This window comes from Rathayibacter sp. AY1C2, from assembly GCF_002931195.1.
In the GTDB taxonomy this organism is placed as follows: domain Bacteria; phylum Actinomycetota; class Actinomycetes; order Actinomycetales; family Microbacteriaceae; genus Rathayibacter.
This window is the reverse complement of the sequence record NZ_PSWG01000021.1, coordinates 1-11,696: the sequence shown is the minus strand read 5'-3', so window position 1 is coordinate 11,696 and position 11,696 is coordinate 1. Positions and strand designations below refer to the sequence as shown.

The window sequence follows — 11,696 nt, the reverse complement described above, 5'->3', positions numbered from 1 at the left end:
CGGTCGGGGGTGCCGGACGGCGCGCCGGTGGAGCGCCTGTGCGCGCGTTCGGCTCAGGTCGCTGATGCGCCGCGGTCCGTCGGGTACGGCGCGGGCGTCGGGGCCGCGGTCCCGTCGGGTACGGAGTCGCGGTGCGGAGGCCGCCCGTCATCGGGGATGTCGGCGGCGGTCCCCATGTTCGACCTGGGAGAGTGCCGGGACAAGAGCCGGAAGAGGACGTGTCCGCTAGCGGACACCCCGTTCCGACACCGCGGCTCCGCGGCGCTGAGCTCGCCGACGGCCGGAGTCAGCGCGGCCGGACCGGCAGCCAGCCCCGCCGGGACGCGAGCACGCCCGCCTGGAAGCGGCTCTCGGCGCCGAGCAGCTCGAAGAGACCGGCGATGTGCCGACGGCAGGTGCGCACGCTGAGGTCCAGCCGTGCCGCGAGCGCCTCGTCGGTGAGCCCGGCGGCGAGGCCCTGCAGGATCGACCGCTGCACCGCGGAGAGGGAGGGCTCCTCCTCGGCACCTGCCGCGTGCAGGGGCGCTGCGAACTCCCACGCCGCGTCGAACACGCGCGCCAGGGTCGCCGCGAGCTCGGAGGAGCGGACGACCAGGGCGGCGCGGTCGTCCTCGTCGCGGGAGCGGGCGACGATCGCGAGGGAGCGGTCGAAGACCACCAGCCGGAAGGGCAGCACCGGGAGGGTCCGGAACCGAGCGCCCAGCGGCTCGAGCTCCGCGACCGAGCGCCGGAGGGCCGCGTTGTCGCGGCGGCGGTCGTGGTACAGCGTCCGCCTCGCGATACCGCGCCCGAGCAGCTCGCGGTCGACGGCGTCGCTCGCCTCGTGCCGCTCCACGCTGCTGGTGCCGGGAGCGGCGATCAGCACCTCCTCCGAGGCTCCGCGCTGCAGGTCGAGGAGCAGCCGGAGGACGGTCGCCGGGTCCTCGATCACCTCCACCTGCTCCGCGGCGGCGAGGGCGCTGCGGGCGCTCCGGTAGGCGGGGACGAGGGCCATCAGCTCGCTGCGGCGGCGGGTGATCCCGGTCTGCAGCTCGAGGAGGCGCCGCTCGTCCTCGGCGATCAGCTCGGCCAGGGCGATGTCCGGCGCGGCCGTGGCGAGCGATTCCGCCCCCGCGTGCAGCGGAGCGAGCAGCCGGAGCTTGATCAGCTCGTCGCGCGCCTCGCGGAGGCCGTCGACGGTGACGCCGAGCTCGTCCGACGCGCTCTCGAGCGACCAGTCTCCGCGCACGGACGCGTGCAGGTACAGCGCGATCGCGTTCTCGCTCAGCACCGGCGGCCCCCCGTTCTCCCGACCCTCCCGAGTGTAGGAGGCGCGCACTCAGCGCCGCCGCGCGAGAACCGCGACGACGGCGAGCTCACCGGCGAGGACCAGCGCCACCGCTCCGAACACGGCCGGGCCGACCAGCGCGGCGAGCGGAGTGAGACCGGCGTTCGCGAGGAGGGGGGCGAGGAGACCGATCACGACGCCGGTACGGCGGGCGGGGGGCTGCCGGCGGGCGACGGCGACGACGCTCAGCGAGGTCGCGGCGGCGGCCGCGAGCACGAGCACGAGGACAGCCGCGGGGTGCGGCTCCCCGAGCAGGAGCAGCGCGGCCAGCGCGGCCCAGGCGAGGGCGCCTCCGGTGGCGACGGGGCCGAGGTGCGGGGTGGCGGCGGGTGCAGTGGCGGTCATGGTGCGTCCTCTCGTCGTGGTCCTCCGAGCCTCGCGGAGGCCCGTCGGCGGAACCAGATCAGCATCCGGGCACGGCAGCATCCGGACATGCCGCGGACCCCCGGCTCCGCGCGGGGCGGAGGGTCGGGGGCCCACGGGACGTCCGGGCAGGCTCCGGCCGTGGCAGCATCCGGTCAGCCGGCCTCGCGCAGCCTCCCGACGGCGGGGTGGAGGCTGCGCTGCGCCCGGCGCGACGGCGGAGTCGTGGGTGTCGTCGGCTCCTCCTCCGGGGGCGCCCGCTCTTCCCGGGGCGGTGCCCGCGGTCGTAGGCTCGCGCTCATCCGCAACGGGAGGGGCCGACGATGACCGCCACGAGAGAGACGTCCGCCCCGCCCGAGCTCAAGCGGGTGCTCGGCCCCAAGCTGCTGCTGCTGTTCGTGGTCGGCGACATCCTCGGGACCGGGATCTACGCGCTCACCGGGCAGGTCGCGGCCGAGGTGGGCGGGGCCGCGTGGCTCCCCTTCGTGATCGCGTTCGTCGTCGCCACGCTCACCGCCTGCTCCTACCTGGAGCTGGTGACGAAGTACCCGCAGGCGGCGGGCGCCGCGCTCTACGCGCACAAGGCGTTCGGGATCCACTTCGTCACGTTCCTCGTCTGCTTCACCGTGATGGCGAGCGGGATCACCTCGGCCTCCGCCGCCTCGGGCGCCTTCGCGAGCAACTTCGCGATCGGCTTCGGGCTCGGGGACGGCGCGGGGACGCGGCTGAGCATCGCGCTGGTGTTCATGGTCTGCATCGCCCTGGTGAACCTGCGGGGCGTCGCCGAGAGCGTCGGGCTGAACGTGGTGCTCACCCTGATCGAGCTCTCGGGCCTGCTGCTCGTGATCTTCGTGTGCTTCTTCGCCGTGTTCGGCGGGCAGGCCGACTTCTCGCGGGTGGTCGCGTTCGAGGCGCCGGAGGACAAGTCGCTGCTGCTCGCGGTGAGCACCGCGACCTCCTTGGCGTTCTTCGCGATGGTCGGATTCGAGGACTCCGTGAACATGGCGGAGGAGACGAAGGAGCCCAGCCGCATCTTCCCGCGCGTGATGCTCACGGGTCTCGGCATCACCGCCGTGGTCTACGTGCTCGTGTCCACGCTCGCCGTCGCGATCGTCCCCGTGGGGGAGCTGGCCGGCAACGACACTCCGCTCGTCACGGTCGTCGAGGCCGCGGCGCCCGACTTCCCGATCTCGACGCTCCTGCCCTTCATCTCGCTCTTCGCCGTGGCCAACAGCGCGCTGATCAACATGATGATGGCCAGCCGCCTGCTCTACGGGATGAGCCGCCAGGGCGTGCTGCCGCCGTTCCTGCAGAACGTGCTGCGCGGACGGCGCACGCCGTGGGCCGCGATCCTCTTCACGACGGTGATCGCCCTGCTCCTCACCGCCTACGTGTCGCGCGACCCCTCCGACCCCATCGCGGTGCTGCTGGGCGGGACCACGTCGCTCCTCCTGCTGACGGTCTTCGCCGTCGTCAACGTCTCCGTGCTGGTGCTGCGGCGGCAGCCGGTCGAGCACCGTCACTTCCGGACCCCCACCGTGCTGCCGGTGCTGGGCACGATCGCCTGCGTCTACCTGGTGCTGCCGATCACCTCGGGACGCGACACGGCCCAGTACGGGATCGCGGGGGTGCTGCTCGTGATCGGCGTCCTGCTCTGGGCGGCGACCTTCATCGACCGGCGGGTCCGCGGCTACGCGCGCACCGCGGCGATCGCTCCGGAGGAGCTCGACGCCGATCCCGCGGAGGACGCATCGGGAGCGCACAGTGACGGCATCGGCCGGTCATAGCCGATCCATAGGGAACTCCCGATACTGGAGTCATGAGCACCCCGGCCCCCTCGAAGCACCTCGCCCCCGCGCAGCGCACCCGCCTGAAGCGGGCCGACGGGACGCCGATCCGCGTCCTCGTCGTCGACGACGAGAGCACCCTCACCGACCTGCTCCAGATGGCTCTGCGCTACGAGGGCTGGGAGGTGCGCACCGCCGCCGAGGGCCGCGCCGCGATCACGATCACCCGCGAGTTCCGGCCCGACGTGATCGTGCTCGACGTGATGCTCCCCGACATCGACGGCCTCCAGGTCCTGCAGCGGGTCCGCGCGGACGGCAGCGAGACCCCGGTCCTCTTCCTCACCGCGAAGGACGCGCTCGACGACCGGATCGCCGGGCTCACCGCCGGCGGCGACGACTACGTCACCAAGCCCTTCTCCCTCGAGGAGCTGGTCGCCCGGATGCGCGGCCTCATCCGCCGCAGCACCCTGCTCGCCAACGACGCGGACGACCCCGAGGTCGTCGTGGGGGACCTGGTGCTGAACGAGGACAGCCACGAGGTCCGCCGGGGCGGCGACGAGATCGAGTTGACCGCCACCGAGTTCGAGCTGCTGCGCTTCCTGATGCGCAATCCGCGCCGCGTGCTCAGCAAGGCCCAGATCCTCGACCGGGTCTGGTCGTACGACTTCGGCGGCAAGTCGAGCGTGGTCGAGATCTACATCTCGTACCTGCGCAAGAAGATCGACGCCGGCCGCTCGCCGATGATCCACACCGTGCGCGGCGCCGGCTACCTCCTGAAGCCCGCCGACCAGTGAGCCGCACCGGCCGCCCGTCGCTCGGCGACTTCGCGACCCGCTCCGCCCTCCGCAGCTCCCGCAGCGGCCGGCGCGCGCCGTGGACTCTGCGGCGGCGGATGGTCGTCGCCGTGGTCGCGCTCGTCGCGGTGACGGCGGGCGTCGTGGGAGCGGTGAGCGTGCTCTCGGCGCGGTCGATCCTCTACGGCAGCACGGACGCGTCGCTCAGCCAGTCGGTCACGCGCCTCCAGGACTTCGACGGGCCGAGCCGCTTCGGCGGGTCGAGCGCGATCGAGCAGGCCACGACCTGCCCCAGCGGATCCTTCGGCGGCGGCCCGAGCCAGAACCTCAGCACCATCACCGCCGTCCAGGGCTCGGACGGCTCCTTCATCGGCGCCTACGTCGACGCCGACGGGGTCTGCCGGCAGTTCTCGGACCCGGCCGACTCCGTGCTCGCGGCGGCCGTCGCCGCGGGGGGCGAGGAGGCGACCATCGAGCTGCCCGGGAGTCTCGGGACCTACCGCGTGCGCGCGGCGGCGGTCGAGGGCTCCGTCGTCGTCGTCGGCGTCCCCCTGGGCGAGGTCGCCGAGACGCTCGCCTCCCTCACCTGGGTGGTCGTCGTGGTGGTGCTGCTGGCGATGCTGCTGGTCGCCCTCGTCGCCACCGCGATCATCCGCGTGGCCCTGCGGCCCCTGGAGCGGGTGGAGGCGACGGCGACCCGCGTGGCCGAGCTGCCGCTGGACCGCGGCGCCGTCGAGCTGGTCGAGCGGGTCCCGGAGGAGGACGCCGACACCCGCACCGAGGTCGGCCGGGTCGGCGCCGCCTTCAACCGCATGCTCGACCACGTCACCGGTGCGCTGGAATCGCGGCAGGCGAGCGAGGACAAGGTGCGGCAGTTCGTCGCCGACGCCTCGCACGAGCTGCGCACTCCCCTCGCGGCGATCCGCGGCTACGCGGAGCTGCCCCGGCGCGGCGGGACCGAGCTGCCGGAGTCGGCGGCCTACTCCCTCGATCGGATCGAGTCCGCCGCCACCCGGATGACCTCGCTGGTCGAGGACCTCCTCCTGCTCGCCCGCCTCGACGAGGGCCGCGACCTCGAGAAGGAGCCCGTCGACCTGACGCTGCTCGTGATCGAGGCGCTCTCGGACGCGCACGCCGCGGGCCCCGACCACGAGTGGGACCTCGAGCTCCCCGAGGAGCCGATCGAGATCCGCGGCGACGGCTTCCGGCTGCACCAGGTGGTCGCCAATCTGCTGCGGAACGCGACCGTGCACACGCCCCCCGGCACCCGGGTCGTGGCGGCGCTCGCCGAGGAGGTGTCGGAGGGGCGGCCGATCGCAGTCGTGACGGTCGCCGACTCCGGCCCGGGCATCGCGCCGGAGCTGGTGCCGGTGCTGTTCGAGCGCTTCGCCCGCGGCGACTCCTCCCGAGCGCGCACGACCGGATCGACGGGGCTGGGCCTGGCGATCGTGGCGGCGGTCGTCGACGCCCACGGCGGGCGCGTCCTCGTCGCGTCCGAGCCGGGGCGCACGAGCTTCCGCGTCGAGCTGCCGGCGGGCTGAGGGCCGGGGCGGCGGTCTCCCGCCGCCCGCCCTACACCGAGACGCCCAGGCGGCGGCGTGCGTCGTCGAGGGTCCGCACCACGGCGACCACCTCGTCGAGCGGGTGCAGCGGCGACTCGGTGCGCCCCTCCGTCACGTACTGCGCGACGTGCAGCGCCTCCCAGGCGAGGCCCTCGCCGCCCTGGAGCGGCGTCTCGTCGATCCACGACCCGCTCTCGGAGCCGCGGGTGAGCGTCACGCCGCCCGGTGTCCAGAACGACGGGTGCACGTCGATCCGCCCCGCCCGCCCCGCGACGCTCGCCGCGTGGCGGGTGTCGGCCAGCACGGTCGAGGTGGCCACCGACTGCACCCCGTGCGCGTGGCTGCCGACGATCGTCGCGGTCGCGTCGACGCCGGTCGAGGTCATGCTGCCGGCGACGACGGTGCTCTGCGGGGTGCCCGCCACCATCGAGACGAAGGAGGAGGCGTAGACGCCGACGTCCAGCAGGCCGCCGCCCGCGAGCGCCGGGTCGAAGATCCGGCTGGAGGGGTCGAAGTCGAAGGCGGCGCCGAAGTCGGCCGAGACGACGGCGGGCGCGCCGACCGCCCCGTCGGCGAGCAGCTGCCGCACGACGTCCATGTGCGGCAGGTAGCGCATCCACATCGCCTCCATCGCGAACACTCCGGCGTCGCGCGCGGCGTGCACCATCATCTCGGCCTCGCCCGGGGTCGGCGCGAACGGCTTCTCGACCAGGATGTGCTTGCCCGCGGCGATGGCGAGCAGTGCCTGGCGGGCGTGCTCCGAGTGCGGGGAGGCGATGTAGACCACGTCGACCTCCGGATCCTCGACCACGGCCTCGTAGCCGGCCGAGGCCCGCTCGATCCCGAACCGGCTCGCGAACCGCTCCGCGCGCTCCAGCGAGCGGGAGCCCACCGAGACCACGCGCTGCCGGGTGTGCTTCTGCAGCGCCTCGACGAACGAGCCGGCGATCGAGCCGGGCGCGATCACCCCCCAGCGCAGGACGGGGGAGTCGAGGAGGGAGGGGAGTCGGGGCTCGGGAAGCGTCAGTGCCATGCGTCCACGCTAGGGCCCCGTGCCCGGCGGGGGCGAGGGGGTGCGCGGCGGTCCCCTAGGGTGTGACGGCACGCGCAGTCGCGGGCGGAGGAGGACGTCATGCCCGAGTGGTACACCCTGGGCGTCGTCGCCCTCGTGATCGTCGTGGTGGTCGTCGCGATCGTGCGCTTCCGGTTCAACCCGGTGCTGGCGCTGGCCGTGGGAGCCGCCGCGATCGGCCTGCTCACCGGGCTCGGCCCCGTCGACACCGTCTCCACGATGACCACCGGCTTCGGCGAGGTGATGATGGAGGCGGGCCTCCTGATCGGCTGGGGCGTGCTCATCGGCGCGATGCTCAACGAGATGGGCGCCGTCGTCCGGCTCGTCGAGGGCCTGCTGCGCGTCTTCGGCCGCCGCGGGATCCCCTACGCGCTGGGCCTCTCCTTCGCCACCTACCTGCAGACGATCTTCGTCGACGCGCTGATCGTGATCGCGGCCCCGCTCGCGCGCCGGATCGCGCCGCGGCTGGGGCGCGCGGGCACCGGCATCGTCGCCGTGACCTTCGCCGTCGGGCTCGAGACGGGCATCGTGATGATGGTGCCCGGCTTCGCCGCGGTCGCGCTCGCGGGGCTGCTCGGAGTGCCGCTGGGCGTGATGATGCTCGGCGGATTCGCGGTGGTGGCGCCGACGGTCGTGGTCACGATCCTGCTGATGTCGCTCGCGTTCCGCCTCGGCTTCTGGGACCCGGCGCGCGACGAGCAGCTGGTCGTGCGCGACGACACGACCGGGCTCGCGACGGTGGGAGCGTCGCCCGATGCGGACGGCGGACGGCTGCCGTCGTTCGGCGCGCGGGGGCGCGGCGGGGCGTCCTCGGGCGGAGCCGGAGCGGTGTCGGGCGGCTCGTCCGTCGAGGACGCGGCGGGTCCCGCTGAGGCGCAGGACGCCCACGCCGCCCGCGAGCGCCCGCTCCTGCTCCTCTTCGCGCCCATGCTCCTCGCCCTCCTGCTCATCGCCGCGCAGGCGGTGCTCACCGTCTCCGGGATCGAGCTGCCGGTGCTGCAGTTCCTCGGGAACCCCGTCATCGCGCTCCTCCTCGCCGTGATCGGCACCGGAGTGGTCGGCCGGTCCACCGTGGGAACCGCGCGGATGGAGAAGGCGGTCGCCAAGGGCTTCCAGGACGGCGGGCAGATCTTCCTGCTCACCGGCGTCGGCGGGGCGCTCGCCGCGGTGATCGCGCAGGGCGACCTCGGCGAGATCCTGAAGGGCTACTTCTCGACCTCGGCGACCGCGCCGCTGCTGCTCGTCTGGGTGATGGCGGCCGTGCTGCACATCGCGGTCGGCTCGGTCACCCTCTCGGCGATCACGGCGGCCGGAGTCGTCGCGCCGGTCGCCGCGACACTCGGCCTCGACCCGCTGCTGATCGCACTCGCCGCCGGCTCCGGCGCGCTGTTCTGCATCCACGTCACCTCGAACACCTTCTGGCTGCTGCAGAGCTTCCTCGGCCAGTCGGTCCGCGGCACCCTCAAGTCCGTGACCGTCGGTGTCTCCCTCGCCTCCGTCCTCGCGCTCGGCGCCACGCTCGTCCTCTCCCTCTTCCTCTGACCGGGACCTGCTTCCTCCTCTCGCCGGATGCCACTCGGGCACCCGAGTCGCCGGGCGAGGCGTTCAGAACAGGCATCTCGCGGAGGTGACCCGGCCGACACGTGACGGAAACATGGAGCCTCTTTCTTCCTGAGAGGGTTCACATCCGATTCGGAGATCCGGACGCCGACGGGGGCCCGATCCATTCCGTCACGCCTCGACAAGGGAAGAACTCCGCTTGAGATCTCGAACCGCCCTCGCCTCCGGATGCGCCGCGCTCGCGCTCGCCGCCGGCGGCCTCCTGGTCGCCCCACCGGCGACCGCCACGACGACAGCACCCGCCGACTACACCCGCGTGGACATCGTGCGTCCGCCGTCCGCTCCGATCGCGGTGCCGACCAGCTACCCGCAGCAGACCCCGCTGACCGAGGTGCCCGTCGACCCGACCGACGCCTCGCTCCTGCGCGGAGTCACCCCCTACGACGCCATCGTGCCGCAGCTGAACGCGCTCGCCGCCCGCTCCGACCGGGTCTCGACCCAGGTGGTCGGGAAGTCCGGCCTCGGCCGCGACATCTACCTGGTCACCGTCACCGCCCCCGAGGCCGAGGCCGAGACGGCACAGCAGGCCGAGTGGCGCGACCGGCTCAAGTACGAGCCCGCCGCCTCGGCCGCCGACGCCGACCTGATGGACGGCTACAAGGTGCCGGTCTGGTTCAACGGCAACATCCACGGCAACGAGTGGGAGGGCAGCGACGCGATCCTCGAGTACATCGAGGGCGTCGCCACCGCCGAGGACGCGGAGACCGAGGCGCTGCTCGAGGGCAACCGCCTCTACTTCACCGTCACCAACAACCCCGACGGCCGCGCCCTCGGCCAGCGCGCCGTCGCCGCGGGCTACGACCCGAACCTCGACATGATCACCGGAGCCACCAGCGAGGCGGCCGTGATCCGCGACCTCTCGAGCGTGCTCCAGCCCACGTACTTCATCGACATCCACGGCTACACCGGGATCCTCCAGGTCGAGCCCTGCGGCCCGCCGCACGGCGAGAACTACGAGTACGACCTCTTCCTCCCGCACGCCTACGCGACCGCGCTCGAGATCGAGCGCCGCGTCGTCGAGGCCGACGTGCCCGGCAACACCTACCTCGCCGAGGACGGCAGCGCCACCACGGACAACACCGGGAAGATCCTCATCCCCTACCGCGACATCCGCGCGGGCTGGGACGACTGGCCCCCCATCTTCGCCCCGCAGTACGTCGCCTTCCAGGGCGCGATCACCAACACGGTGGAGCTGCCGCTCGGCCGCACGGCCAACAGCACTCCGGAGGAGATCGCCCAGGGCCAGGCCAACGCGGACATCGACGTCGAGGTCGCCGGGATCGTCATGGACGCCTCCGTCGACTACATCGAGGCCAACCGCGACGCGCTCCTGAGCAACCAGGTCGCCATCTTCGAGCGCGGCGTCACCGGCGCCCCCGCCGTCGAGATCCCCGCCGACGTCTCCGCGGCCGACTTGCCCGCGGGCGTGCCGACCGAGTGGACCGAGATCTGGGACGAGACCGACGTCTACACGACCGAGTACCCGCGCGCCTACGTCATCCCCGTCGACGGCACGCAGCGCTCCGTCTCGGACGCCGAGACCCTCGTCGCGCAGCTGCTCGCCCACGGCGTCGAGGTGTCGCGGACCACGGCCGCCACGAGCGTCGAAGGAGTCTCCTACCCCGCGGGCACCTACCTGGTCGACATGCACCAGTCGGTCCGCGGCCTCGCCAACGTCCTCCTCGCCGACGGCAGCGACATCTCGAGCCGCGTGCCCGAGATGTACGACGTCTCGGCCTGGAGCCTCTCGCTCCTCTGGGGCGCCGACGTGCAGGCGATCGGCTCCACCATTGACGCCCTCCCGGCCGTCGGCCTGGAGCCGGTGACCGCCGTGGCTCCGGTCGGCTCCGTCCCGGCAGGCGCCGACTACCTCGCCTTCGAGCCGCGCGGCGTCCTGGAGTACCAGGCCGTCAACGCGCTGCTGGCCGACGGCGTCGCCCTCGAGCAGTTCGAGGACGGCACGATCGCCCTGCGCGCCGACGCCGCCGGGCTCGCGGCCGCCGAGGGAGCCGCCGCCGTCTTCGGCGTCGACTTCACGGCGACCACCGCCGACCGCGTGCGCGCCGAGGACGGGAAGGCGCTCGACCCCCTCCGCGTCGCCTACTCCGGCACGAACGAGGACCGCGACGCGCTGGCCAAGCTCGGCTTCGCCGACGCGGTCGCCGTCGACGCGGCCGCGCTCACCGCGGGCACCGCGACCCTCGAGGGCGCCGACGTGCTCTACGTGGGACGCGCTCTCTCCTTCACCCCGGAGCAGGCCGCGGGCCGCACCGTGGTCGAGGAGTTCCTCGCGGCGGGCGGCGACGTCGTCGGCCGCGGTGGCGCTGGAGCGGCCTTCGTGTCCGACTTCGGCCTGGCCGAGCTGACTGCGCAGACCGGCACCAGCGGCTCCAACGGCATCGTCTCGGTCGAGACGCCCGGTGGCGGCGTCCTCGGCGACTACCCGCAGGACACCGCGTTCGTCTCGCCGGCACTGTGGTTCGCCGGCTTCGACGAGTCGGTCGCGGTCGAGCAGAGCTACTCGGAGGACGGCACGTTCGTCGCCGGGCACTGGGTCGACTCCGACGGGCAGTCCCGGAGCGACGCGGCCGGGCAGGCCTCGGCCGTCTCGTTCTCGACGGAGTCGGGCACCGAGGGCTTCCTCTTCGGCACCTCGCCGGTGTTCCGCAACCACCCGGTCGGAGCGTTCAGCGACGTCGCCCGGGCGCTGCTCGCCGTGGCGCCGGAGGGCGCCGCCGTCGAGCTGCCGGGGACCCCGGAGCCCACGCCGACGCCGGAGCCGACCGGCTCACCGGAGCCGACCGCGACTCCCGAGCCGACGGCGACGCCTGAGCCGACGGCGACGCCCGAGCCGACCGTGAGCCCCGAGCCCACGTCGACCCCCGAGCCCACGTCGACCCCGGAGCCCACGTCGACCCCGGAGCCCACCGTCGTGCCGACGGCCGGACCGACCGCCACGGCCGCGCCGATCACCGCGCCGACCGGCCCCGGCGGCCTCCCCTCCACCGGAGTGGAGACCGGCTCCTGGCTGCTGCTCTCGGGAGGTGCTGTCGCCCTCGGCCTCGGCTCGCTCCTGATCGCCCGCAGCCGTCGCCGTGAGGACCAGGAGGCCTAGCCTCCGCCTCGGGGAGGGATCGGGCGCCCGCCGCCCTGTCCCTCCCCGTTCCCGTT

The 11,696-nt window shown here is 73.6% G+C and carries 8 protein-coding genes; 5 read left to right on the top strand and 3 right to left on the bottom strand.

Annotated features, from left to right (window positions below):
* Nucleotides 1–286 precede the first annotated feature (286 nt).
* Both C5C55_RS13240 and C5C55_RS13235 read right to left on the bottom strand, forming a co-directional pair.
* Nucleotides 287–1,270, bottom strand: coding sequence for a helix-turn-helix transcriptional regulator (locus C5C55_RS13240; protein WP_104234224.1), 984 nt, complete (start codon nucleotides 1,268–1,270; stop codon nucleotides 287–289).
* A 48-nt stretch (nucleotides 1,271–1,318) separates the two neighbouring features.
* On the bottom strand, nucleotides 1,319–1,672 hold the full coding sequence (locus C5C55_RS13235; protein WP_104223648.1) for a hypothetical protein: 354 nt from the start codon (nucleotides 1,670–1,672) through the stop codon (nucleotides 1,319–1,321).
* Between the two features lie 341 nt (nucleotides 1,673–2,013).
* Between C5C55_RS13235 and C5C55_RS13230 the strand changes: the two genes are divergently transcribed.
* Genes C5C55_RS13230 through C5C55_RS13220 form a run of 3 tightly spaced genes read left to right on the top strand, consistent with a single transcriptional unit; the run spans nucleotide 2,014 to nucleotide 5,812 of the window.
* On the top strand, nucleotides 2,014–3,477 hold the full coding sequence (locus C5C55_RS13230) for an APC family permease (RefSeq protein ID WP_104234223.1): 1,464 nt from the start codon (nucleotides 2,014–2,016) through the stop codon (nucleotides 3,475–3,477).
* A gap of 32 nt (nucleotides 3,478–3,509) precedes the next feature.
* Nucleotides 3,510–4,271, top strand: a complete 762-nt coding sequence (locus C5C55_RS13225) for a response regulator transcription factor (RefSeq protein ID WP_104223650.1) — start codon at nucleotides 3,510–3,512, stop codon at nucleotides 4,269–4,271.
* Nucleotides 4,268–5,812, top strand: a complete 1,545-nt coding sequence (locus C5C55_RS13220) for a cell wall metabolism sensor histidine kinase WalK (RefSeq protein WP_258072560.1) — start codon at nucleotides 4,268–4,270, stop codon at nucleotides 5,810–5,812. Before C5C55_RS13225 ends, C5C55_RS13220 begins: the two co-directional genes overlap by 4 nt.
* A gap of 31 nt (nucleotides 5,813–5,843) precedes the next feature.
* Here C5C55_RS13220 and C5C55_RS13215 read toward each other — a convergent pair whose 3' ends face one another.
* Nucleotides 5,844–6,866, bottom strand: a complete 1,023-nt coding sequence (locus C5C55_RS13215; protein WP_104234222.1) for a Gfo/Idh/MocA family protein — start codon at nucleotides 6,864–6,866, stop codon at nucleotides 5,844–5,846.
* Between the two features lie 99 nt (nucleotides 6,867–6,965).
* On the opposite strand from C5C55_RS13215, the gene C5C55_RS13210 reads away from it, so the two are divergent.
* On the top strand, nucleotides 6,966–8,447 hold the full coding sequence (locus C5C55_RS13210) for a GntP family permease (RefSeq protein ID WP_104234221.1): 1,482 nt from the start codon (nucleotides 6,966–6,968) through the stop codon (nucleotides 8,445–8,447).
* 217 nt (nucleotides 8,448–8,664) lie between these two features.
* Entirely contained in the window at nucleotides 8,665–11,640 is a 2,976-nt protein-coding gene (locus tag C5C55_RS13205) for a M14 family zinc carboxypeptidase (protein ID WP_104234220.1), read from the top strand.
* Nucleotides 11,641–11,696 lie beyond the last annotated feature (56 nt).